This is a genomic window from Actinorugispora endophytica (assembly GCF_004363075.1).
Classification (GTDB): domain Bacteria; phylum Actinomycetota; class Actinomycetes; order Streptosporangiales; family Streptosporangiaceae; genus Actinorugispora; species Actinorugispora endophytica.
Map to the genome: position 1 here is coordinate 234,059 of NZ_SNYN01000005.1, position 21,893 is coordinate 255,951.

Here is a 21,893-nt window from a genome sequence, read left to right on the forward strand (position 1 = left end):
GTCCGAGCCCCTCTACGCGCCCGCCGTCGGAGGGTGTCTGACCACCTTGTGGATGGTGTCGGCGGCCAGAAGGGCCGGGACCACGCACAGGATGGCGGGCCAGGAGATGGCGGGAGGAGCGGTGCCGCCCAGGTGGCCGGGCAGCGGGGGGAGGAGAAGGAAGACCGGCAGCGCCAGCAGCCCCGCCCCGAGCGCGGCCGGGAGCAGGGGGTCTCCCGCCCAGGGCACGGTGTCGAACGGGTCGGTCTCGCTGCGGCACGCCAGCGCGGTGGCCGCCTGGCCCAGCGCGACCGTGGCGAAGGCGGCTCCCGACGCCGCCGCCAGCAGGGCGGGGCCGGGGACCGCCCCCCACGTCCAGCCGCCGGTCAGCAGGGCGATGACGAAGGCGAACACGGTGACGGCGGCCGCCAGCGGTCCCAGGACGCCCAGGGACCGCGCGACCAGTCGCCGGTCGATGAGCGTGGCCCCGGCCGGCGTCCTCCCGCGCATGGCGCGCCGGTCGGGGGGCTCCGCGCCCAGCGCGAGCGCGGTGAGCAGGCCGGTCCCGAGGTCCAGGGCGAGGATCTGCAGGACGCCCAGCGCGAGCGGGACGGCGCCGCCGGTCAGCGCCCACACGAGGAACGGCGCGAGTTCGGCGGTGCCCGCCACGAGGTGGTGGGTGAGGAGGCGGCGGACGTTGCCGAGGGCGGCGCGGCCCAACTCGACGGCGGAGACGAGTTCCTGGAGATGGTCGTCGAGGAGGACGAGGTCGGCCGCCTCCCGGGCGGCGTCCGTACCCGAGGCGCCCAAGGCCACGCCGATGTCCGCCCGGCGCAGCGCGGGCCCGTCGTGGGCGCCGCCGCAGACCGTCGCCACGACGTGGCCCCGGTGCTGGAGGGCGACGGTGACGCGCAGCCTGTCCTCGGGGGTGGCGCGGGCGACCACGACCCCGTCCCGGTCCAGCAGCTCGCCGAGGTCCCGCAGGTCGTCGGGTAGCTCCGCGCCGGTCACCACCAGCGGGGGGTCCGCGGCGAGCCCGGCCTCGCGCGCCACGGCGAGGGCGGTCCCCGGATGGTCGCCGGTCACCAGCGCCGTCCGGACGCCCGCCCGGCGGAAGCGGGCGACGGCGGCGGACGCGCCGGCGCGCGGCGGGTCCGCCAGAGCGGCCAGCCCCAGCAGGGTGAGGTCCCGTTCGGCGTCGTCGGCGCCGTCGGGAGGGGCCGACGACGGGGCCGCGTCGCGCCGGGCCACGGCCAGCACCCGCAGGCCGCGCGCCGTCATCCCGGAGAGCGCGGGCGCCGCGGCGGAGGAGTTCCCGCAGAGCGGCAGCACCGCCTCGGGGGCGCCCGCGACGTGCACCGCGCCTCCGGCGACGGCCGACGCCCGGCGCCGGCGCGGGTCGAACGGGTGGCGGCGCGGCACGGGGGGAGCGGAGCGGTCGACCCCCGCTCGGGCGGCCAGGGCGAGCAGGGCCGCCTCCGTCGGGTCCCCCCTCGGATGCCACCGGTGGTCGGCGGACCGGAACGCCGCGCCGGAGCCGAGCACCGCCGTCTCGGCGACCGCCCGGACGGCGGCCAGGGCGGGGGCGCCGCCCGCGAGTCCGCCTCCGGGGGAGTCCACGGCGCCCTCGACCCGCACGGTCCCCGCCGGGGTCCACACCTCGATCACCGACATCTCGCCGCGGGTCAGGGGCCCGGTCGTCCCGGTGCAGACGAAGGACACCGAGCCGATCCGCTCCACCGCCTCCGGGCGGCGTACCGGCGCGCCGTGCCGGGCCATCCGCCGCGCGGTCCACGTCAGGGACAGCGTCACAGCGGGGAGAAGCCCCTGCGGCACGAGCGCCACGGCCGCGCCGACGCCGATCAGGAGGCTGTCGGCCGCCGAGGCGCCCAGCGCCGTCGCGACGACGGCGAACAGCACGCCGACCCCCGCCGCGGCCACCGCGACGAGCGCGGACAGGTCCCGCAGGTCCAGTGTCAGGGGACCGGCCGGGCGGCGGGCCTCGCGGGGCCGGGCGGCGGTCCGGCCGAGCCGGGTCCGCGCGCCCGTGGCGGTCACGACGCCCTCGGCCTCCCCCTCGACGACGTACGCCCCCGCGTGCGCGGTCGCGCCGTCGGAGAGGCGCGCGGTGGTGCTCCGGCCGTTCGGCGGCGACTCGTCGAGGACCAGTGAGTGCGCCGAGGCCAGCCGGACGTCGGCCGCGACGCGGTCGCCCGCCGCGAGGAGCACGACGTCGCCGACCACCAGCTCGGCGGCGTCGACGAAGGCGCGCCGCCCGTCCCGGACCACGGCGGCCGCGGCGGGCGGCACGCCGCGCGGGTGCCGCGCGGCCCGGGCCGCGCGGTATTCCAGGACGAACGCGAGCAGACCGTTCGCGACGACCACCACCGCGATGACCGCCGCGACGCGGGGCAGTCCGCCGACGAGCACCAGCAGCGCGGCGCCCCACAGCAGAAGGGCGAAGAGGCGGGTGAACTCACCCGCCAGCAGTGTGAACGGGACGGGCCACCGGGGAGGCGGCAACGCGTTCGGGCCGTCCCGGCGCAGCCGTTCGGCGGCCTCGGCGCCGGTCAGACCCGTGCGCGCGGATTCCGGTGGCCCCGCTCCGGGATCAGCCCCCGCGTCGTGCGCCATGGCCGGCGCGGCGCGGACGGGGCGCGCCGCGGAGTCGGGTGCGGTGTGCGGGAGCAGCCATCTCGGACCTTCCTTCCGGCCGGTGTCCGTCGTGCCGCCGCGTGGCCGAGAAGCGCGGGGCATCTCCACTACCCGGGATCGTCCGCGGCTACTCGGGGCCGTCCGGCTCCCCTCGGACCTGCCTGTCCCCGCCCGGGGGTGCCGCGCGGCGCCGGCTCTCGATTTCAGGGGGAATCACACTTGTTTGGATCCGTTAACTACTTTATGATCCATAAAGTAGTTAACCAGAGCGAAAGAAGGAGTGCGTGATGGCGGAGGAGTCCCGTCTCTCCCGGGAGGACATCGACAGGGCCGAGCGGCTGCGTGTCCGGACGGCCGCCGCCGGACGGTGGTACAGCGGGTACCTGGTCGTGGTCGGTCTGCTCTCGGCGGCGCTGGTCGTCGCGGTGGAGGCGTTCTTCCCCGACGGCCCCGCCCGCTTGACGGCCTGTGGGGTGTGGTTCCTGGTGGCGCTCGCGGCCGGCTGGTGGGCCGAGACCCGCCAGGTGCGCCCGCGAGGGGCGACACGCTTCTTCACGGCCGCCGGAGTGGTATGGCTCGTCGGCTACCTGCTGCTCGTCGGCCCGCTGGTGCGCTGGCGGTTCGACGACTCGCTCGTGGCGTGGAGCCTGGCGTCCGCGGCGCTGTCGCTGCCCTTCGCCGCGGCCGCGCTGTGGATGCGGGGGAGGAACCGGTGAGTCATTTGCGACGTGAGCTGGACCAGGTCATCCACTCGCCGGTGCGGTTCTCGATCGTCGCCGCGCTCACCTCGGTGGAACGGGCCGAGTTCGGCTACATCCGCGACATGGTCGAGATCAGCGACTCCTCCCTGTCGCAGCACGTCACCACGTTGGAGAAGGCGGGCTACCTGAAGGTCGTCAAAACCCAGGCGGGGCGGCGCGCCAAGACCTGGATCGGCCTCACCCCGCAGGGCAGGGCGGCGTTCCGCAACCACGTGGCCGTGCTCAACCGGATCGCCGAGGCCGCGCCGACGGAGCCCGCCGGTGACGGGGGCGGTACGGACCCCGAGGACGGCGGACGGCCGTCGCGCTGACGCGGGATCCGCACCGCCGGGGCGGGGCCGGGCGGCCGCCCGGCTCAGTCCTCGCTGTGGTGGACGGTGATCGACTCCAGGACGACGTCGTGGGACGGGCGGTCCGAGGAGTCGGTCGGGATCGCCGAGATGGCGGCGACCACGTCGTGGCCGGACTGGTCGGCGACCTCGCCGAAGACGGTGTGCAGCCCGTCCAGGTGGGGGGTCGGCGCGGACGTGATGAAGAACTGCGACCCGTTGGTGTCGGGGCCCGAGTTGGCCATGGCCAGCCTGCCGGGCTCGTCGAACGTCAGGCCGGGGTCGATCTCGTCGGGGAAGGAGTAGCCGGGGCCTCCCATGCCGGTGCCCAGCGGGTCCCCGCCCTGGATCATGAAGTCGGGGATGACGCGGTGGAAGACCGTCCCGTCGTAGAACCGGTCCGATCCGGTCTCGGGGTTGGTGGCCTTGCCGCCCTCGGCCAGCCCGACGAAGTTGGCGACCGTCTCGGGCGCCTGCTCGGGGAACAGCACGACCTCGATGTCGCCCTCGCTGGTGTGCAGTGTCGCCCCCGTGACATCGGGGACCGGTACGGACGAGCCGCCGGAGGTCTGGGGCGGCGGGGCGTCCTGGGACTGGCAGGCCGTCGCGGCGAGGAGAACGGTGCTGAGCAGGCCTGCCGCCGCGGTCGTGGCGAAACGGTTCATCGTGGGTGTTCTCCGGCTGGTGGGGATCGTCCGAGCCCCCACAGGGTAGCGCCACGAACGCGGACCGCAGCGACCGCACCCGCCGGCCGTGTCGTCCCCGGCCCCGGAAGCGGGGGCCCCGGGGAGGACGGCCCGCCGGGCCCCGGTCGGGGAGGAGCCGTCGGGCCCGCCGCCGCCCGCCGCAGTCGTCGTCCGGGACGGGCCGCCCGGGCCTCCTCCGGGCGGTCGTCAGCCGCCCGCGACGGAGGGCAGCACCCGGATCTCGGCCCCTTCCCGGACCGGGGTGTCCAGACCGGACACCGCGCGGCACTCGTCGTCGTCCACGAAGACGTTGACGTAGCGCCGCAGGCGGCCCCGCTCGTCGCGGAGGCGCCGGTCCAGGCGCGGGTGGCGGAGCGCGAGCTCGTCCAGGACGTCGCGCAGCCGGGCGGTCCCGTCGGCGCCGCCCAGCGGTATGTCGATCCTCGCCGCCCCGCTGGACTCGACGCGGAGCACCTGCGGGAGGAACACGGTCACAGTCATGGCGCCGGCCCGTCTCTCCTGAGTGGTTTCGGGTGGGTGGGAGGCCCCCGCCGCGCGCTGCTCCGCGCGGCGGGGCTCTTTCCTGAAGGGTGGTCGGGCCCGGAGCGATCTGAGGGACACCGTCTAGACCTCGATCGCGCGCACGCACAGGACGTCGGGCAGGTGCGCGGCGACCTGCCGCCACTCCGCGTCGTCGTCGGTGGTCACGTAGACGTCCCCCGACCGGGTGCCGAAGTAGAACCCCGGAACGTCCGCGCCGTCGGTGCAGGCGCCGTCGCGCAGCACGATGCCGAAGTAGGGGTCGGCGGGAAGCCCGCCGTTCACGGGCCGCCAGGTGGCGCCGCCGTCGTCGGTGCGGTGAACCTGCAGCCGGTTGCCGGGCGGAAGGTGCACCGCCTCGCTGACCACCGGGAAGTTCAGCGCCGTGCCGGGGGCGTGCGGGTGCGCGACCAGGGCGAACCCGAAGTCGCTGGGCAGCCCCTCGGCGATGGACTCCCAGCCGGAGGCCGGGTCGGCGCTGCGGTAGACGCCGTGGTGGTTCTGCGCGTAGAACCCGCCGTCGGCGGCGACCGCCACCTTGTGGACGCACTGCCCGTACTCGGGGGTCTCCTCGGGCAGGAACGTGGTGGTGATGCCCCGGTTCGCGGGGGACCACGTCCTGCCGTCGTCGCGGGTCTGGTAGACGCCGCCGGTGGACATGGCCACGGTCATGGCGAGCGGGTCGGTCTCGGCGGCGCGGACCCTGCCGGGCAGCACGGTGTGGATGGCCGCGCCGCCGGCGCCGGGGAACCAGTTGGCCCGGTGCGGGTGGTCCCACAGCGCCCGGACCAGTTCGAAGCTCTCCCCGCCGTCGGCGGACCGGAACAGCGCGTGCGGCTCGACCCCGGCGTACACGGTGTCCGGCTCGTCGCCGAAGGCGAACTGCCAGACCCGGGCGAACGAGTCCTCGACATCGGGGGGAAAGGCGATCGGCGCCGCGTCCGGTTCGCGCCAGGTGGCCCCCAGGTCGTCGCTGGACCACACGCTGGGGCCGAAGTGCGAGCTCTCGGCCCCGACCAGGATCCGGCGGTTGTGCGGGTTGACGCCGACCGCGTACACCGCCGCGACGTTGATGTGGTCCTCGGAGTCGAGCCGGAGCGGGCCGCTGACCTCCCAGCCGCGACGGTCGTCGCTGATCGCGCGGAAGAGCCCCTTGCGTGTGCCGATGACCAGGAGAAAAGCCATGATCGCCTCCGAGGTTGACGGGTACCGACACTGTGACACACGGCTACGACAATTCCGCCTCGTGCCGCTGCCCCGCTTTCCGGGGCCGCGCTCGGGAGGGGCCGCCGCGCGGGTCCGCCGCCCGCAGGGGGCCGGGGGGATACCGTGGATGGCCCCGCACCGGTCGGAACCGGTCGAGCCCCGGGAACCGCGGAGACGGGAGACGACGCGATGCTGCGGCGAACCACCATCACGACCGTTCTCAGGCGGGCGCTGCTCGGCCTGCTCGCGGCGCAGGTCGCGGTGGTCGTCGGCCTCGTCGGCATCGACACCTGGCGCAAGCGGATCCGTCCCGGACGGGTGGAGTTCCCCACGACCGAGCCGACGGACATCCCGGTCGGCGAGACGGTCGTCACGCCCTACACCTACGGCGAGCACCTCTACGCCGACATGCTCGACGCGATCCGGTCCGCGCGGCACCGCATCCTGCTGGAGTCGTTCATCTTCAAGGGCGACGAGGTGGGGAAGGAGTTCAAGCGCGCGCTGATCGACGCCGCGGACCGGGGCGTCGAGGTCTTCGTGATCTACGACGGGTTCGCCAACCTCGTCGTGCGGCCGTCCTTCTTCCGGTTCCCGCCCTCGGTGCACGTCATCCGCTACCCGGTGATCCGGCCGGGGCTCCTGCTGCTGAACGTGCGCAAGTCCGGCCGCGACCACCGCAAGATCCTGACCGTGGACGGCGGGATCGGGTTCGTCGGCGGCTACAACATCGGCTCGGTGTACGCCACGGAGTGGCGGGACACGCACCTGCGGCTGGTCGGACCGGCGGTGTGGGAGCTGGAGAACGCGTTCTCCGACTTCTGGAACTCCAACCGGGGGAGCGGGCAGCCGCGGCTCGACGACGTGGGCACCGAGCACTGGAACGCGCGGATCCGCGCGCACCGCAACGTGCCCGAGGTGCTCATCTACCCCATCCGCGCGATGTACCTGGAGGCGATCGACCGGGCCAGGGACCACATCTACATCACCCAGGCGTACTTCATCCCCGATCGCGAGATCCTGGGCGCCCTGGTCGCGGCGGCCCGGCGCGGGGTGGACGTGCGAATCCTGGTCCCCGAGTACTCGAACCACGTCGTGGCGGACTGGCTGTCACGCGGCTTCTACTCGGCGCTGCTGCGCGGGGGCGTGACCCTGCTGCTGTTCCAGGAGGCCATGGTGCACGCCAAGACCGCCACCATCGACGGCCAGTGGAGCACGGTCGGCACCGCCAACGTCGACCGGTTGAGCCTCACCGGGAACTACGAGATCAACGTGGAGGTCTTCGACAGAGAGGTCGCGGCCCACCTCGAGGGGGTCTTCGCCAACGACAGCACCAACGCGCGCCGGTTGACGGAGGAGGAGTGGCGCCGCCGCCCGTTCGTGGCCAAGTTCAGCGAGACGGTCCTCGTCCCCTGGCGGCCCTTTCTCTGACCGGGTTCCGCGTCGAAGCCCTCGATGCTCTTGACGCCATCGCCCCACGAAACGGACGTCGCAGGGCGTTGACGTCGAGATCACCGAAGGCGGCGGTGCGAATCCGGCGGTCGAACCTCGGCGAGGCCCGCCGGGCGGGGGGCCGGGAACGCCCGGCCCCCTCGGCCCACCGGCGGACACGTCACCGCGGCGGCATCCCGCGGTTCGTGGCGGGCGAACTGCCGTGGGCCTGCTTGCCCTTGCGCAGTCCGAGCAGCCCCAGGAGCCCGAGCAGCCCGAGCAGGCCCCACAGGCCCCAGTCGCCGTTGTCGTCCTCGTTCTCGCCGGTGTTGGTGTTGGTGTTGCCGGGGGTCTGCTGCGCCAGGTCCGCGCCCGGGGCGTGGACGGCCGAGGAGACCGCCGCCCGGTCCGCCGTCGTCGTGTCCGCCGAGGCGGAGGCGGTGGCGAGCGGGGCGATTACCAGGGAAACGGCCAGACCGAATGCGACAAGAAGCTTTCTCATGACTCCCCCGAAGTGTGGGAACAGTTCTCGGTTGCGCCTTTTGGCGTTTTTGGACCCTATTCGAGTCTCCTGTTCCTGGTTTCCCCAGGTCGGAGGGGTAAACCTGATTCTGTTGGCGTTGGATAAAGAATTGGTCGGCTCCCCCGGGGGGACGGCGTGTCGCGGTGAGGGGGCGAATCGGTTCTTTGTCTTTTTGGATTTCTTTCTCTTTCCGTGGCGAAGGGGTGGCGCGTCCGGCGGCGGGCGGGACGCGCCCCCGCGTCCGGGACCCCTCGCGGTCGCGCTAGTCTATGACCGTAAGAACCAAAACGGTCATGGAGTTCGCATGGTACGAGCGGGGGCGGAGCGGTCGGGGCGGATCCTCGACGCGGCGGCGGAGCTGATCGCCCGGTACGGATACGGCAAGACCAGCGTCAGCGACATCGCGCGGACCGCCGGGATCGCCAAGGGCGCGGTCTACCAGGAGTTCGAGAGCAAGGAAGCGGTCCTGGAGGCCCTGCTGGCCCGCCAGACCGAGCGCCTGGCGCGGGCGGCGACCGAGGCCGTGCTGGCGGACCCGGAGGGCGGACGGCTGTCGGCCGTCTACCGGCACACGCTCCGCGCGCTCGCCGCGGACCCGCTCATGCGGGCGCTGTACACCGCGGACAGCCGCGTCCTGGGCGACGTCGTGCGGGGACGCGGTCCCGACCGCTACGCTCCCCGGCAGCGCTGGGCGGTGGAGTTCGTCGCGCGCATGCAGGAGGCCGGACTGGTCCGGGGCGACCTGGACGCGGCCGCCGTCGCGCACGTGCTCGCCGTCATCTCGACCGGGCTGATCACCGTCGGGTCCGCCGTCGGCTCCGAGGCGGCCCCGCCCCTGGAGGCCACCATCGAGGCGATCGGCGCCCTGGTCGCGGGCGGCTTCGAGGGCGACCCCTCCGCCGACCCGGCCGAGGGCCGGCGCGCCTTCACCGGCCTCGTCACCGGTGTCTTCCCCGGCTCGGGAACCGAGCCGTCCGCCCCTTCGACGGGAACTGAGGCCGGCCCGTGACGCTCGACGCCGTGACCACGCACGACACCGAGGTCTCCCACGGACCGATCCGCTACCACCGCGCGGGGGAGTCCGGCCCGGCGGTGGTGCTGCTGCACGGGGCCATGCTCGACACCGCCCCGCTCACCTGGGGACGGGCGATCCCCGCGTTGCGGGACGGGTACCGGGTGTTCGCGCCCGACTGGCCGCGCCACGGCGGCAGCCGCCCATGGCACGGCCCCACCGACCAGGCCGGCCTGGAGGACGTCCTGGCCGAGCTGATGGACCAGTGGGAACTGCCGACCGCGCGCCTGGTCGGGCTCTCCCTGGGCGGCGGGATCGCCGCCGGGTTCGCGGCCCGCCGACCCGACCGCGTCGAACGGCTGGTACTCGTCGCCCCGGGCGGGATGGAGGGCAGGCGGGTCGCGCAGGGATCGACCTACCTGTACCTGCGGGCCCCCGGTCTGCTGCGGCTCACCACCGGACTGTTCGCCCGGAGCCCGCGGCTGGTCCGCGCCTCGATCGCGTCCGCGCTGGTGGAGGGGGAGCGGAACCCGGACTTCGACGGGATCGTCGCGCTGGCGAACGCGGAGATGGAGGCCAAGCGGGCGGCGGGGGAACTCGTCATGGACGACTGGCAGATCCGCTCCTACGGATGGCGCCGCATGCGCACCGACCTGCGGCCGCTGCTGCCGCGCGTCGCCTGCCCGACGCTGGTGGTGCGCGGCGACGAGGACTCCGCCGTCCCGCTGCGCGCGGTGGAGGAGACGGCCCGGCTCATCCCCGGCGCCGACCTGCTGCGCGTCCCCGGAGCAGGGCACATGCTGCCCCGGGACCGCCCCGAGGAGTTCCACGCCGCCCTGCGCGCCTTCCTCTGACCGGGCGGGAGGGGCTCACAGGTCGATGACGGTCTTCACCTCGTCGCCGTCGGGCTCGAACGCCTCCAGCGCGCGGTCCAGCGGCAGCCGCCGGGTGATCATCCGCTCCAGCCAGGAGCGGTCGGCCCGGGCCAGCGCCAGCGCGGCCAGCCCGTAGTGCCGCAGGTTGGCGTTGACGGACCCGAAGACCACGTCGTTCTCCAGCACGATCCCGCGGTTGAGCGCACCGGCGTCGACGCCGGTGCGGGGGCCGCCCGACGAGACGCCGGTGAGGCAGACGATCCCGGCGCGCGCGTTGTCGGCCACCACGTTCAGGACGACATCGGGCGCGCCGGTGGCCTCGATGACCACGTCCGGCCTGGTCCGGGCGGTGACCTCCGAGACGGGCGCGGTGTGGTAGGCCGCGCCGAGGCCGGCGACCAGGCCGGGCTTGGCCCCCGCCCCGACCCGGTCCAGGACGTGCACGTCGAGGCCGCGCTGGGTGCCCAGCAGGGCGGCCAGCAGGCCGATCGGCCCGGCGCCGGTGACGAGCAGGCGGCGCGGCTCGAACCAGGACCGGCCGCCGATCCTCTCGATGTGCTCCCACGCCTTGGCGACGACCGTGGCGGGCTCCAGCAGCACGCCGACGCGCTCCAGCTCCGGGTCGATCCCGACCGCGTAGTCGGCCTCCACCGTCCACCGCTGCGCGCCGTAGCCGTGGACGCCCTTGATCCCGCGCTCGGTGAACCGGCCGTTGCGGCACATGTCGAACTCGCCGCGCGCGCACGCGCCGCACGGCACCGGGTCCGGCCGCCGCACGACGCCGACCACCAGGTCGCCCGGCGCGAAGCCGCTCCCCGGTGGCGCCTCGCGCACCCGGCCGAGCGACTCGTGCCCCAGGACCAGCCGCTCCTCGCCGGGCGGCGCCTCGCCGTAGTCGCCTCGGGCGATCTCCCGATCGGTGCCGCAGACGCCCACCGCGACGCCGTCGACGAGCAGCTCCCCCTCGCCCGCCACCGGCGGTTCGACCTCGCTCACCTCCACCGATCCGGGCTTGAGCGGTGTCACGGTCAGAGCGCGCATGGTCGTCTCCCGGTTCCGGTCTCGGACGGCTTCCCGGACGGGCTACCCCGATGCCGGGAGGGCACGCCCGGGGCGCCTCACCCGCGTCCGCGCCGCCACCGCGGACGGCGCGGACGCGCCCCCTCCCCCCGAGGGAACCGGGGCCGCCACGCCGTCCACGGCAGCCACGGCACCGCCGTCGGATGGGTGACCTCCGCCTCGCCGCTCTCGTCCCGCAGGATCTCCTCGGCGTCCTCGGCCTCGATCCCGGCGAACAGCATGATGTCGATGGCCACCAGCTGCACGGCCAGGTGCGTGGCAGCGGTCAGGGGGTCGTCGGCCGAGACGCGGTCGCTGAACGGGCGGGCGGCCTCGGTCGCCTGGTCGACCGCGTACTGGCGCGCGGCGCGGTCGCTGAGGTCGCCGGCCAGAACGTCGAGCGCGGACGCCATGGCGCGCACCGCCGGCGCGAGTTCCCGGCGTTCGTCCAGGCTCATGGACGTGGTGGTCCGGGCGAGCGACAGGCAGCTCTCGGCGAGGAGGATGAGCCGGTCGATCTTCTCGTCCTCGTGCAGGATCGGCCGCAGGTCCCCCCACCGGATGGTGGACGTGCGCATGGCGAGTTGGCTGCTCTCCCGCGCGCTGCTGAGCTCGGCCATGGGCTGGCTCAGTTCGCCCAGCCGGTTGATCATCTCCCGGGTGAGCGGCTGCTCCCGTTCCAGCATGTGCTCGGTGAGGGTGAGCATGCGGGACATCTCCGCCAGCGCCGCCGCCTCGGTGCGGCGCAGCAGGGCGACCAGCCGCACGGGGAACAGCAGCTGACTGGTCACGAGGGCCACACCGGCCCCGATCAGCGCGTCGGTGAGCCGCCACAGGCCGTACTCGCCGTTGGCGATGACCACGGTGAGGATCGCGCCGGCGGCGGCCTGGGCGATCACCATCCGTTCGGCGCCGATCGCGACCGCGACCGTCATCGCGATGAAGGCGGCGGCCGCCAGGGACAGGTGGCCGTCACCGAAGACGGTGCCCATCACCTCGCCCACGGGGATGCCCACGACGACGCCCAGCAGCAGCCGGATGGCGTTGACCCCCCGCTCCCCGCCCGAGGAGTTGAGCGAGACGAGCGCCGCGATCGGCGCGAAGAACGGGGCGTGCCCGGGGGTGAGGCCCACCGCGATGACCCACGCCACCGTCGCCGCGGCGGTGACCAGCAGCACCGACCCGATGTTGAGGGACACGCGCTCCAGCACCGCCGAACCGGTGGCGGCCGCCCACAGCCGCCCCGAGTGGATGAGCGTGCGCGTGTTCCGCATGGGCCTCCGCATGGCGTCGGTGCCCGGTCCCGGGCGCCGGGACCGCGGCCGGACTGGCGACACCCAGCCAGTACCCCCGTGCCGTTGCCACGAACGTCCGCCGCCAGAGGTCCCGGCGCGCTTCCGCCGGTGATCGCGGCCTCTCCGGGGCCTCAAAAGCGGTTGGGACCCCGGAAAGGCCACGATCACCGAGAGGGCTAGGACGCGCCCGCGCGGCAGTCGGGGCAGCGGACCGGGCGGCGGCCCCGGCCGGTGTGGGTGAACCCGGCGCCGCAGTCGCGGCAGGTGAGAGCGGGTGGGGAGGGCCGGTCGGCCGCCTCGGGAAGGGGCCCGGCCGCCGGTTCCGGCTCGGCGCGGGAGGGCGGGGCGAACCGGGGGAGCCGGTGGACGTGCGCCCTCCCCCGGGGCAGGGCGCTCTCGGCGAGTTCCGCGATGTGCCGGTGGTGGGTGAGGACCACCACCTGGAACTGCTCGGCCAGCTCGTCGAGCACCGCGAGGCCCGCCGCGCTCCGCTCGTCGTCGAAGGTCATGAAGATGTCGTCCACGATGAACGGCATGGCCTGCCCCGACACCGCGTAGCGCTCCAGCGAGGCCAGCCGCAGCGCGAGGTACAGCTGGTCGCCGGTGCCCTCGCTCAGCGCGGAGACCTCCTCCTGCGCGCCGGTGTCGCGGACCACCCGCAGGACGTTCCGGCCGCCGTCGTCGAGCTCGGGGCGCAGCTCGGTGAACCGCCCCAGGGTCAGGGACCGGAAGAACCCCTCCGCCCGGCGCAGGATGGGGTCCTGGTTCTCCCTGCGGTACGCCTCCACGCAGCGCAGCAGCACCTCGCGGGCGATGGTCAGCCGCACGTACTCCTCGGCGCGGTCGGTGATCTCGGCGCGGACCGCCGCCAGCTCGTCGGACGCCGCCGCGGCCTCCGCCGAACCGTCGATCCGGTCGAGTTCGGCCTTGGCCCGGGTCCGCTCCTCGTTCGCGGCGTCGCGCCGCCCCTCCAGCTCCTCGACCCGCCGGCCCACCTCCTCGAGGTGGTTGTCCAGGTCCGGCTCGGTGAGCCCGTCGGCCTGCTCCTCCAGTGCCGGGATCGCGCCGTGCACGGCCAGCTGCTTCTCGTCGTGGGCGATCTGCCGCCGCAGTGACGCGGCCTCGTCGGCGCGGCCGATCGCGGCGCGCAGCCCGGCGGTGTCGGGAACCCCGGTCTCGGCGAGGAGCGCCCCGAGGGCCTCCTCCGTGCTCTCCTCCTCGGCCCGCGCCTCGCGCAGGGCCTCCTCGCGCCCCCGGATGTTCCCGGTCAGCTCGGCGCGCCGCCGCACGGCCTCGATGTTGGCGAGGACCCGCTGCTCCAGGGCCTCCAGGGCCACGGAGCGCTCGGCCCAGCCGTCGGGCGGCTCCACGCCGCACTCCGCGAACGCCGCCTCCAGCCGCTCCCCGAAGGCGGAGACCTCGGCCCGCAGCTCCTCGGCCCGCAGCTCCGACCCGCGCGCCCTCTCCAGCAGCTCGGCGACGTCGGCGAGCCGGTCCAGGTCGGCCTGGACGGACTCCGGAGCGGCGGAGGGGGCGAACCCGGCGGGTTCGACGGCCTCGGCCCACTGGCGCTCCCACTCGGAGAGAGCCGCCTCCGCCTCGGTCTGGTCGTCCAGGAGCCTGGCCAGGTCCCGCTCCGCGGACTCCACGCGCAGCAGCGCCGCGGCGCGGTCCTCGGCGGCCCCGCGGCGCTCGGCGAGTTCGCCGTCGGCGAGTTCGCGCAGCTGGGGCAGCAGCGCGACGCTGCGGCCCACCCCGGCCCCGGCCTGCGCGGCCAGCGGCTCCAGGGCGACGCCCGCCCCGGTGAGCAGCGACGCCAGCTGGTCGATGAGGGTGTCGGCGGTCTCGACCAGCCGTTCGAGCTCGGCGTGGCGGGCGGTGCGCTCGCTGTGCAGCGCGCGGAGCCGGTCCAGCCGGTCGAGCACGTCCTCGGCGGCCCCCACCTGGGGGGCGGGCAGCGCCTCGGACGGCCACAGCTCCTCCCAGCCCTGTTCCAGGGCGTCCTGGACCCGGTCGAGGTCGGCCAGCTCCTCGTCGATCCGGTCGAGTTCGAGCGTCCTGTCGCGGACGCTCCCCTCCAGCTGGTACCGCTCGGCGACCCGCTCGGCGTTCTGCCACAGCCGGTCGGCGAGCGCATCGGCGGCCTCCAGCGCCGCCTCGTAGGCGGTGAGCGCGGAGCCGTCCGCCCCGCCCGCGCGGACCCGCCGCCACAGCCCGTCGCGTTCGGCGCGCGCGGCGGCGAGGTCGGCGGCGCTGGGCGGGTTGTCGCCGGCCCGCAGCGCCTCCAGCCTGCCGTCGGCCTTGTCCAGTTCGGTCCGGGCCCTGGAACGGGCCCTGCGCCGCTCCCTGCGCTCGTCTTCGAGGTCGTCGAACCGCTTGAGGTGCGCCTTGACCTCGGAACGGCCGGGGGCTGCGGACTTCAGCAGGGTCTCGGGCTCCTCGCCCGCCCAGCCCGCCTCGGCGAGCAGCGCGGCGATCCGCGCGTCGGTCCCGGTCAGGTCGTCGTGGGCGCGGGGCAGGTCGGCGTCCAGGGCCGGGGGGAACTCCGACAGGACCGTTTCGAGCAGGTCGTGGCCGACGGCCTCGGCGAGCGCGTCGAGGCCGCGCCGCGCCGCCTCGACGTCCTCGCCCTTGGCCGCGCTCTGCCTGCGGGCGTTCTCGACGCGGGCGACCAGGCCCGGGTGCTTCTGGGCGAGCGCGGTGATCCGGTCGGCGGCCGCGGCGGCCACGGTGAACGACCCGGGGTCCTCGACGGAGGCGCCGGGGCGGGTCCGGCGCAGCAGCCGCTCGGCGCCGGCGCGGGCGTCGGCCGCCTCCCGGGACAGCGCGGCGAGGTCGTTGTCCGCGCTCTCCACCTTCGCGGCGGACTTGACCAGCGCGGACACGGACCTGGCCGCGCCCGTCAGGCGCTCGTCGACGTGCAGCGCGCCCAGCTCGTCCTTCTGGGCCTGTAGGTCGTCCTCGGCCTGCCTGCGCTTCTGCCGGGCGAGAACGGCCTTCTGCTCCAGTCCGTGCAGCCGCTCGGTGGCGTCGTCGGCGGCGAGGGGCCCCTCGGCGGTGAGCGCGGCGAGGCTCTCGCGGGCCAGGGCGCGCGTGCGCAGCAGCGGAAGGGCCGACGCCAGCCGGTTCAGCCGCCCCTGCTCGTCGCGTTCGGCCCGGAGCCGGTCGCCCAGTTCGGCGAACCGCTTCTCGGCGGCCTCCACGGCCGTGCGCAGCTTCACGAACTCGGCGGGGAGCGTCTGCCTCTCCCGGACCGTCCGGTCCAGCCGCCGGTACTCGCCGAGCGCCCTGTTGATGCCCGGGTTCTGGCCGCGCAGCAGGAAGAGCTCGCGGCGCCGGTCCTCCAGCCGGTCCAGCACGGAGGCCAGGTCCTGGCTCGACCGCGCGGAGAACAGCGCCTGGCCGATGTCGCCCTCGCCCTTGAGCAGGCTCTCGCCGCCCTGCTTCAGCTCGGCGAGGGTCAGCGCGAACGTGTTCGTGAAGACGTCCTTGGTGATCCCGTGCAGGAAGCCCAGCAGCCGGTCCTCGTCGAGCGGGGTCCCGTCCGGGCCGGTCAGGTCGTTCTTGCGGCGCTTGTGCCGGACGAAGTCCAGGACCGCGCCGTCGCCGTCGGTGATCTCCGCGCCCAGCCGCAGGGCCGTGATGTCGTGCACGAACCCGTACCGGCTGCGCAGGTCGATCCCGTAGAACAGCTGGTTCAGGGCCTCCAGCGCGGTGCTCTTGCCCGCCTCGTTGGGGCCGTGGACGACGTGGACGCCGGGCGCGTCCAGGGGCAGGCTCAACCCGCTGAAGGGGCCGAACGCGGTCAGGTCGAGGCGGTTGATCCTCATCGGGGGCCCTCCAGCGCGGCGACGAGCAGTTCCACGGCCTCCCCGGCCATCCGGTCGGGCCAGCCCTCGTCGCCGAGGAAGCCCCTGAGCTCGGTCGGCAGCTTGGCCTCCAGCTGGGTGCCCCGGACGATGGACGCCACCTCCCCGGGGTCCGCGCGCAGGGCGTCCCCGGCCGCGCGCACGCTCTCCAGGAGCCCGGCGACGTGCTCGGGGTCCGCCTTCTCCCCGGGGCGGGTCGTGGCGATCCGCACCTTCTCGACCCACAGGGACTCGTGCTCCTGGCTGAGGCGGCGGACCTCGCTGGTGAAGGACTCCCGGTCGCCGACCAGCGCCGCGTGGACCTCGCTCTCCCCCGTCGCGACGATCCGCACGGCGTGCGCCCGGTCGGGGTCGTCGCCGAACTCGGCGGCGAGCCGCTCCTCGATGAGGCGGGTGGCGTCGCCGCGGTCGCGGGCGTCGGTCATGTCGACCCGGACCTCGTGCCAGCGGGCGGCGGTGTCCAGGTCGTGGTGCTCGGGCTCGCCGACGACGCTCAGGCCGTCCACGGTGACGAGGGTGCAGCCCTTCGCGCCGGTCTCGCCCGCGTGCCGCCCCTGGGTGTTGCCGGGGAACACCACGTGCGTGCCGTCGGCGTGCTGGACCGAGCGCTTGTGGATGTGCCCCAGCGCCCAGTACTGGTAGCCGTGCGCGGCGAGCTGGTTCACCGTGCAGGGCGCGTAGTTGTCGTGCCCGGGGCTGCCGGTCAGCGCGGTGTGCAGCAGCCCGACGTTGAACAGGTCGTCCCGCGCCGCCGGGTAGCGCTCGGCGAGGTTGTCGGTGACGTCGCGCTGCGCGAAGCTCTGCCCGTGCACGGCGAGGCCGAGGTCGTCGCGCTCGACCGTCTCGGCCTCGCCGCTGGCGAACCGGTGCACGTTGTCGGGGAGGCTCAGTTCCCGGGTCATCTTGTTCTCGGCGTCGTGGTTGCCGGAGATCATGAACACCGGGATGTCGGCCTCGCGCAGCCGCGCCATCTGGTTGGTGAAGAACAGCCCGGTGTTGAAGTCCCGCCAGGTGCCGTCGTAGACGTCCCCGGCCAGCAGCACGGCCGCGACCCGCTCCCGCAGCGCCAGTTCGACGAGGTTCTCCACCGCCCGCCGCGTGGCCCCGCGCATCTGCTCGACGGGCGCGCCCTCGTATCGGGCCAGCCCGTGCATGGGGCTGTCGATATGGAGGTCGGCGGCGTGCAGGAGCTTCATAGGGGGAGATCCTCCTCGGACGCGTGGACAGAGCCTTCCAGAATGTCACAGTAGCCACGCGCGCCCGCCCCTTTCACACGAACCGGAACCGGTGTCCCCACGCGGCCAGGAGGACGGCGATCCGCCGGAGCCGGGACGGGCGGGTCTTGCGGGCGTAGTAGGCGGGTGTGGCGTGGGCGGGCCAGTGGTCGCCGTGTCGGTGGGTCCCGGCGGCGATGGCGCGCAGGCGGGCGATGGAGTCCACCACGTCGCGGTCGGCGGGGAAGTCCTCGCGGGTGGGCCAGCGCCCGGTGACGGGGTGCGGTTCGAGCGGGTGCAGGAAGCGGGGGGCGGGCAGGAAGCGAGGCGGTCGCGGCGCGGGGGCGGGCGTGGACGCGGGGGTCGGGGCCGGGGTCGGGGGTGGTGTCCAGCCGATGGCGATCTCGGGGCGGAGGCCGGCGAGTCGGCGGATGAGCGCGGCGAGGTGTTCGTCCTGCCGTCGGGTGCCGGGGGTTCCGGGGATACCGAGGGCACCGGGGATGCCGGGGGTGGCGAGGATGTCGCCGTGCGTGATGGTGACGGTCATGGGTGTCGGGTCCTTTCCGGGGTGGCGGCCGTGGTGGTCGTCGAGGGGGTGCGGGGTCGGGGGCCGTGACGGGGCGGCGACGGCGCGCGGGCCCGGGGCGGGGCGGTTGGCGCTCCGGTTGTCCGTGGTGTCCGTTTTTCTCGGTGATCTTGACGTTTTCGGGGTCTCAACCGCGTCCGAGACCCCGAAAACGTCAAGATCGCCGAGGAAACGCCGCCCGGGGGCTGGGGTTCAGGCGGTGTGCACGAAGCGGGGCAGCCCGGGCGGGACTTGGGCGGGGTCCACGGGCAGGTCGGCCCACACGACCAGGCCCAGGTTCAGGGTGGGGTGGGCGTACACCGGGTAGAAGCCCCAGCCTTTTGCGATCGCCGACACCATGAGCAGGCCCCGGTGGCGTTCGGAGGTGAACCAGTCGTCGCCGGACAGTTCCGCCACAACGGGCCGGGTGTCGGTGAAGCCGCCGTCGGCGACCTCCACCCGCAGCAGCCCCGCCTCGGGCAGGGAGAGTCGCCGTACGACCTCCCCGCCCTCGCCTCCGGAGGCGGTGTACTCCACCGCGTTGGCGAACAGCTCCGAGACGCACAACTCCACGTCGTCCACCAGCCCCGACGCAAACCCGCCCAGGTCTTTGCGCACATGCGAACGCACTTTCCCCGCGAGCTTGAGTGACCCTTCGTAGATCCTTGGTTCCCACCGCACCGGCGAGAACACCCCAGACGACATCACGGACACCACGAACCCCCGAAGAGTCGAGCGACCTGCACGGTCACGTTCATCCTTGCGACTTCAGTGTGACTCAAACAGTCGAAACTTTCAATACAAAGTTTTAGATAGGCTGCCTTGATCCGACAAAATTTTGTTCTTAGGGGTGATCTACCATCTGCGCAGGAAAGCAAAGGCGAACCGGAGGAGTCCGAGTAGTGGCAGACAGGCTGAGTCCCACTCTCCGCAGGAGACGACTGTCTGCTGAATTGAAACGCTTGCGTGAAGAGGCGGACCTGACGGCTGAGCAGGTAGGCGAGCGGCTTGGTTGGTCCCGTGGTCGCCTGACGAACATGGAGCTGAACAAGTGGAAGCGCCCCGATCCTGTGATCGTGCGCGCTCTCGCAACGCTCTACAAGGCGTCAGAAGAGGCCACCGAAGCGTTGGTGACCCTGGCCAAGCAGAGCCGGACCAAGGGCTGGTGGGAGAAGTTCGACGACGTCTTCACCGACGCCTACGTCGGCTTCGAGGCCGAGGCGTCAACCATCTCGACGTATCAGACGATGGTCGTCCCCGGCCTGCTTCAGACACCCGAATACGCGGCAGCGGTCGACCGCGCTCTACACCTGAACAACGCAAGCGCCACCGAACGTGCGGTGGCCGCCCGCATGGAGCGCCAGGAGATCCTCGACCGTGAGGACGCACCGAAACTGTGGGTCGTCATCGACGAGTCCGCGCTGATGCGTCCAGCTGGCGGCAAAGCGGTCATGCGAGCCCAAATCGAGAAACTCATCCGCCTATCCGAAGAAGCGAACACCGTAAGGATCCAGGTCCTGCCGCTCGATCGGGGTCTGCACCCGGGTATCACCGGGCCGTTGACCCTGCTTGACTTCCCCAACCCGATGGACAGGCCGATCGCGTACTTCGAGACACGCACCGATGGTGTCTACCAGGAAGACCGAGCCGTGGTCGAGACCTACCGAGAAGCCTGGGACGACATCCGCGTCATGGCCGATCATCCGGAAGCCTCAACAGCCCGCATGGTCCAGTTGATCAAGAGATACGAATAAGAGGAAGCACCTCCATGCAACAGGACCACGAGACCGCAAGGCTCGCATTCCGTAAATCGAGCTACAGCGCGACACGGAACGAGTGCGTCGAGGTCGCCGACGTCCCCGGAGTGTCCGTCGTGCGCGACACGCGGAACCGGGACAAGGCCACCCTTCTCTTCCCCTCCGCCGAGTGGCGCGCCTTCCTCACCGCCGCCAAGAACGACGAGCTCTGACCATCAGGGATCCTGTCGGACCTGAGCCGTGACCGCGAAGCAATGCTGTCCTGGAGAGTGACCGCCATGAACGAGCCGATGTTCCGTAAATCGAGCTACAGCGGAAGCGGCAACGACTGCGTCGAGGTTGCCGACGTCCCTGGAGCGTCCGTCGTGCGCGACACGCGGAATCGGGACGAGGCCACCCTTCTCTTCCCCTCCGCCGAGTGGCGCGCCTTCCTCACCGCCGCCAAGAACGACGCGCTCTGACCATCAGGGATCCTGTCGGACCTGAGCCGTGACCGCGAAGCAATGCTGTCCTGGAGAGTGACCGCCATGAACGAGCCGATGTTCCGTAAATCGAGCTACAGCGGAAGCGGCAACGACTGCGTCGAGGTTGCCGACGTCCCTGGAGCGTCCGCTGTGCGCGATACCCGGAATCGGGACGAGGCCACCCTTCTCTTCCCCTCCGCCGAGTGGCGCGCCTTCCTCACCGCCGCTAAGAACGACGAGCTTTGACCATCAGGGATCCTGTCGGACCTGAGCCGTGACCGCGAAGCAATGCTGTCCTGGAGAGTGACCGCCATGAACGAGCCGATGTTCCGTAAATCGAGCTACAGCGGAAGCGGCAACGACTGCGTCGAGGTCGCCGACGTCCCTGGAGCGTCCGTCGTGCGCGACACGCGGAATCGGGACGAGGCCACCCTCCTCTTCCCCTCCGCCGAGTGGCGCGCCTTCCTCACCGCCGTCGCGAGCACGGCGATCAACGCCGACACCGCGCCGTAGGTCTGTCCGACCAGACTCAAAGGCCCGAACCGGTCAGATGCGCGCGGTGTTCATCACTTCTCGACTGCTGCTTCAATGAACAGTGTGCGACAGGATCTCGATACCAGGCTCGGCCGCAGGGTCGCGGCCGCCGCTCAGGACGTGTTGGGGAGGCGGGGCTGGGTCTCCCCGCTCGACGTGCTCTCGGGGATCGGGTGGCTGCCCTGGAACCTGGTCGACACGTGGCAGCAGGGGCGCGCCGACTGCGTGGAGGAGCTCGTCCAGATCTCCCCGGACAAGCTCGCCGCGGCGGTGGGCCTGCTGCGGACCTGGGCCGAGGGCAAGGGGCTGCTGCCCGAGGAGGTCGCCTACCCGGCCGCCACCCGGGACCGGCGGGAGCTGCGGTTCACCGCGGGCGGGGACGAGGAGCTGGAGCGCGCCTACCGCACCCACTGGGTCTCGCCGGACCTGTCCGAGGCGAAGCGGAAGCGGGTCACCGAGCGGCAGCAGAAGGCCCCCGACCTGGTCGTCGTCGAGGCGTTCGGGGAGTGGGCCTGCGCGGAGTGCGGGGGCTCGGGGGCCCACCTCATGATGGACGAGGGCCGGACGCTCTGCCTGACCTGCGTGGACATGGACCACCTCGTCTTCCTCCCGGCGGGGAGCGCCGCGCTCACCCGCCGCGCCAAGAAGGAGAGCGGCCTGTCCGCCGTCGTCGTGGTCTGGAACCGCAGGCGCAAGCGGTACCAGCGGCAGGGCCTCCTCGTCGAGGAGGCGGCGCTGGAGCGGGCCGAGGAGCAGTGCCTGGCCGACGAGGACGCGCGGGCGCGGCGACGCGACCGCGACCGGGTCCGCCGGGCCGAGTGGGACGTGGACTTCCAGGCGCGCATGGCGGGCGAGATCGTCCGGATGTTCCCGGGCTGCCCGCCCGAGCGCGCCGACCGGATCGCCCGGCACGCGGGCGAGCGCGGCAGCGGCAGGGTCGGGCGCTCCGCCGCCGGGCGGGAGCTGGACGAGAGGGCGGTCCGGGCCGCCGTGGTGGCGTCGGTGCGGCACGAGGACACCGACTACGACGCGATGCTGATGGCGGGCGTCCCCCGGGAGACCGCCCGGGAGCGGATCGCGTCGGGCATCGACCGCGTCCTGGCCGGATGGGAGAACGGGTAGCGCCGCCCCACTCCTCGGTG

At 73.4% G+C, this 21,893-nt stretch carries 22 protein-coding genes; 11 read left to right on the top strand and 11 right to left on the bottom strand.

What is annotated here, in order from left to right:
• Nucleotides 1–12: 12 nt before the first annotated feature.
• Nucleotides 13–2,613: a cation-translocating P-type ATPase gene (locus EV190_RS09930; protein WP_133741192.1), complete on the bottom strand. Its 2,601-nt coding sequence runs from the start codon at nucleotides 2,611–2,613 to the stop codon at nucleotides 13–15.
• A 308-nt stretch (nucleotides 2,614–2,921) separates the two neighbouring features.
• On the opposite strand from EV190_RS09930, the gene EV190_RS24040 reads away from it, so the two are divergent.
• Together EV190_RS24040 and EV190_RS09935 are read left to right on the top strand one after the other, a co-directional pair.
• Nucleotides 2,922–3,350 (top strand): hypothetical protein, encoded by a 429-nt coding sequence (locus tag EV190_RS24040; RefSeq protein ID WP_243742473.1) that lies wholly within the window; start codon nucleotides 2,922–2,924, stop codon nucleotides 3,348–3,350.
• Complete coding sequence (locus tag EV190_RS09935; protein WP_243742474.1) at nucleotides 3,347–3,706, top strand: winged helix-turn-helix domain-containing protein; 360 nt, start codon at nucleotides 3,347–3,349, stop codon at nucleotides 3,704–3,706. Before EV190_RS24040 ends, EV190_RS09935 begins: the two co-directional genes overlap by 4 nt.
• Nucleotides 3,707–3,750: 44 nt before the next feature.
• Here the strand turns inward: EV190_RS09935 and EV190_RS09940 are convergent, their stop codons facing one another.
• The 3 genes from EV190_RS09940 to EV190_RS09950 all read right to left on the bottom strand — a co-directional run bounded on the left by EV190_RS09940 (nucleotide 3,751) and on the right by EV190_RS09950 (nucleotide 6,135).
• Entirely contained in the window at nucleotides 3,751–4,389 is a 639-nt protein-coding gene (locus tag EV190_RS09940) for a peptidylprolyl isomerase (protein WP_133741194.1), read from the bottom strand.
• A 228-nt stretch (nucleotides 4,390–4,617) separates the two neighbouring features.
• Nucleotides 4,618–4,911: a MoaD/ThiS family protein gene (locus EV190_RS09945; protein ID WP_133741195.1), complete on the bottom strand. Its 294-nt coding sequence runs from the start codon at nucleotides 4,909–4,911 to the stop codon at nucleotides 4,618–4,620.
• A gap of 123 nt (nucleotides 4,912–5,034) precedes the next feature.
• Nucleotides 5,035–6,135: a WD40/YVTN/BNR-like repeat-containing protein gene (locus EV190_RS09950; protein WP_133741196.1), complete on the bottom strand. Its 1,101-nt coding sequence runs from the start codon at nucleotides 6,133–6,135 to the stop codon at nucleotides 5,035–5,037.
• A gap of 210 nt (nucleotides 6,136–6,345) precedes the next feature.
• Between EV190_RS09950 and EV190_RS09955 the strand changes: the two genes are divergently transcribed.
• Nucleotides 6,346–7,584 carry a phospholipase D-like domain-containing protein gene (locus EV190_RS09955; RefSeq protein ID WP_133741197.1) on the top strand — a complete coding sequence of 413 codons (1,239 nt, stop codon included), beginning with the start codon at nucleotides 6,346–6,348 and terminating at the stop codon, nucleotides 7,582–7,584.
• Between the two features lie 181 nt (nucleotides 7,585–7,765).
• On the opposite strand, the gene EV190_RS09960 is transcribed toward EV190_RS09955, so the two are convergent.
• Entirely contained in the window at nucleotides 7,766–8,086 is a 321-nt protein-coding gene (locus tag EV190_RS09960) for a WGxxGxxG family protein (protein WP_133741198.1), read from the bottom strand.
• 325 nt (nucleotides 8,087–8,411) lie between these two features.
• On the opposite strand from EV190_RS09960, the gene EV190_RS09965 reads away from it, so the two are divergent.
• Together EV190_RS09965 and EV190_RS09970 are read left to right on the top strand one after the other, a co-directional pair.
• Nucleotides 8,412–9,116, top strand: a complete 705-nt coding sequence (locus EV190_RS09965; protein WP_133741199.1) for a TetR/AcrR family transcriptional regulator — start codon at nucleotides 8,412–8,414, stop codon at nucleotides 9,114–9,116.
• 11 nt (nucleotides 9,117–9,127) lie between these two features.
• Nucleotides 9,128–9,973 (top strand): alpha/beta fold hydrolase, encoded by an 846-nt coding sequence (locus tag EV190_RS09970; RefSeq protein WP_243742475.1) that lies wholly within the window; start codon nucleotides 9,128–9,130, stop codon nucleotides 9,971–9,973.
• Between the two features lie 15 nt (nucleotides 9,974–9,988).
• Here the strand turns inward: EV190_RS09970 and EV190_RS09975 are convergent, their stop codons facing one another.
• The 6 genes from EV190_RS09975 to EV190_RS10000 all read right to left on the bottom strand — a co-directional run bounded on the left by EV190_RS09975 (nucleotide 9,989) and on the right by EV190_RS10000 (nucleotide 18,614).
• Nucleotides 9,989–11,035, bottom strand: coding sequence for a glucose 1-dehydrogenase (locus EV190_RS09975; RefSeq protein WP_133741200.1), 1,047 nt, complete (start codon nucleotides 11,033–11,035; stop codon nucleotides 9,989–9,991).
• A gap of 77 nt (nucleotides 11,036–11,112) precedes the next feature.
• Nucleotides 11,113–12,327: an FUSC family protein gene (locus EV190_RS09980; protein WP_133741201.1), complete on the bottom strand. Its 1,215-nt coding sequence runs from the start codon at nucleotides 12,325–12,327 to the stop codon at nucleotides 11,113–11,115.
• A 197-nt stretch (nucleotides 12,328–12,524) separates the two neighbouring features.
• Entirely contained in the window at nucleotides 12,525–16,178 is a 3,654-nt protein-coding gene (locus tag EV190_RS09985) for an AAA family ATPase (RefSeq protein ID WP_133741202.1), read from the bottom strand.
• Nucleotides 16,175–17,413 (bottom strand): metallophosphoesterase family protein, encoded by a 1,239-nt coding sequence (locus EV190_RS09990; RefSeq protein ID WP_133741203.1) that lies wholly within the window; start codon nucleotides 17,411–17,413, stop codon nucleotides 16,175–16,177. Before EV190_RS09990 ends, EV190_RS09985 begins: the two co-directional genes overlap by 4 nt.
• A 73-nt stretch (nucleotides 17,414–17,486) precedes the next feature.
• Nucleotides 17,487–17,978, bottom strand: a complete 492-nt coding sequence (locus tag EV190_RS09995; protein WP_133741204.1) for a hypothetical protein — start codon at nucleotides 17,976–17,978, stop codon at nucleotides 17,487–17,489.
• 231 nt (nucleotides 17,979–18,209) lie between these two features.
• Entirely contained in the window at nucleotides 18,210–18,614 is a 405-nt protein-coding gene (locus tag EV190_RS10000) for an ATP-binding protein (protein ID WP_243742476.1), read from the bottom strand.
• A 284-nt stretch (nucleotides 18,615–18,898) separates the two neighbouring features.
• Between EV190_RS10000 and EV190_RS10005 the strand changes: the two genes are divergently transcribed.
• The 6 genes from EV190_RS10005 (at nucleotide 18,899) to EV190_RS10030 (ending at nucleotide 21,873) form a co-directional block, all read left to right on the top strand.
• Nucleotides 18,899–19,750, top strand: a complete 852-nt coding sequence (locus tag EV190_RS10005; RefSeq protein ID WP_133741206.1) for a helix-turn-helix domain-containing protein — start codon at nucleotides 18,899–18,901, stop codon at nucleotides 19,748–19,750.
• 14 nt (nucleotides 19,751–19,764) lie between these two features.
• Entirely contained in the window at nucleotides 19,765–19,965 is a 201-nt protein-coding gene (locus EV190_RS10010) for a DUF397 domain-containing protein (protein ID WP_133741207.1), read from the top strand.
• A 66-nt stretch (nucleotides 19,966–20,031) separates the two neighbouring features.
• On the top strand, nucleotides 20,032–20,214 hold the full coding sequence (locus EV190_RS10015; protein ID WP_133741208.1) for a DUF397 domain-containing protein: 183 nt from the start codon (nucleotides 20,032–20,034) through the stop codon (nucleotides 20,212–20,214).
• Nucleotides 20,215–20,280: 66 nt separating this feature from the next.
• The gene (locus EV190_RS10020; RefSeq protein WP_133741209.1) at nucleotides 20,281–20,463 is read left to right on the top strand and encodes a DUF397 domain-containing protein; all 183 of its coding nucleotides are present in this window, start codon (nucleotides 20,281–20,283) and stop codon (nucleotides 20,461–20,463) included.
• A gap of 66 nt (nucleotides 20,464–20,529) precedes the next feature.
• Complete coding sequence (locus EV190_RS10025; RefSeq protein WP_133741210.1) at nucleotides 20,530–20,730, top strand: DUF397 domain-containing protein; 201 nt, start codon at nucleotides 20,530–20,532, stop codon at nucleotides 20,728–20,730.
• A gap of 84 nt (nucleotides 20,731–20,814) precedes the next feature.
• Nucleotides 20,815–21,873 carry a DUF2293 domain-containing protein gene (locus EV190_RS10030; RefSeq protein ID WP_243742477.1) on the top strand — a complete coding sequence of 353 codons (1,059 nt, stop codon included), beginning with the start codon at nucleotides 20,815–20,817 and terminating at the stop codon, nucleotides 21,871–21,873.
• Nucleotides 21,874–21,893: the final 20 nt, after the last annotated feature.

Excerpts from the sequence above, each read along its gene's own strand:
- EV190_RS10015 (WP_133741208.1), top strand. The coding sequence starts at position 20,032 with ATGAACGAGCCGATGTTCCGTAAATCGAGCTACAGCGGAAGCGGCAAC.
- EV190_RS09945 (WP_133741195.1), bottom strand. The coding sequence starts at position 4,911 with ATGACTGTGACCGTGTTCCTCCCGCAGGTGCTCCGCGTCGAGTCCAGC.
- EV190_RS09950 (WP_133741196.1), bottom strand. The coding sequence starts at position 6,135 with ATGGCTTTTCTCCTGGTCATCGGCACACGCAAGGGGCTCTTCCGCGCG.
- EV190_RS09930 (WP_133741192.1), bottom strand. The coding sequence starts at position 2,613 with ATGGCGCACGACGCGGGGGCTGATCCCGGAGCGGGGCCACCGGAATCC.
- EV190_RS09965 (WP_133741199.1), top strand. The coding sequence starts at position 8,412 with ATGGTACGAGCGGGGGCGGAGCGGTCGGGGCGGATCCTCGACGCGGCG.
- EV190_RS09940 (WP_133741194.1), bottom strand. The coding sequence starts at position 4,389 with ATGAACCGTTTCGCCACGACCGCGGCGGCAGGCCTGCTCAGCACCGTT.
- EV190_RS09960 (WP_133741198.1), bottom strand. The coding sequence starts at position 8,086 with ATGAGAAAGCTTCTTGTCGCATTCGGTCTGGCCGTTTCCCTGGTAATC.
- EV190_RS24040 (WP_243742473.1), top strand. The coding sequence starts at position 2,922 with ATGGCGGAGGAGTCCCGTCTCTCCCGGGAGGACATCGACAGGGCCGAG.
- EV190_RS10025 (WP_133741210.1), top strand. The coding sequence starts at position 20,530 with ATGAACGAGCCGATGTTCCGTAAATCGAGCTACAGCGGAAGCGGCAAC.
- EV190_RS09980 (WP_133741201.1), bottom strand. The coding sequence starts at position 12,327 with ATGCGGAACACGCGCACGCTCATCCACTCGGGGCGGCTGTGGGCGGCC.
- EV190_RS09990 (WP_133741203.1), bottom strand. The coding sequence starts at position 17,413 with ATGAAGCTCCTGCACGCCGCCGACCTCCATATCGACAGCCCCATGCAC.
- EV190_RS09975 (WP_133741200.1), bottom strand. The coding sequence starts at position 11,035 with ATGCGCGCTCTGACCGTGACACCGCTCAAGCCCGGATCGGTGGAGGTG.
- EV190_RS09995 (WP_133741204.1), bottom strand. The coding sequence starts at position 17,978 with ATGACCGTCACCATCACGCACGGCGACATCCTCGCCACCCCCGGCATC.
- EV190_RS09985 (WP_133741202.1), bottom strand. The coding sequence starts at position 16,178 with ATGAGGATCAACCGCCTCGACCTGACCGCGTTCGGCCCCTTCAGCGGG.
- EV190_RS09955 (WP_133741197.1), top strand. The coding sequence starts at position 6,346 with ATGCTGCGGCGAACCACCATCACGACCGTTCTCAGGCGGGCGCTGCTC.
- EV190_RS10020 (WP_133741209.1), top strand. The coding sequence starts at position 20,281 with ATGAACGAGCCGATGTTCCGTAAATCGAGCTACAGCGGAAGCGGCAAC.
- EV190_RS10010 (WP_133741207.1), top strand. The coding sequence starts at position 19,765 with ATGCAACAGGACCACGAGACCGCAAGGCTCGCATTCCGTAAATCGAGC.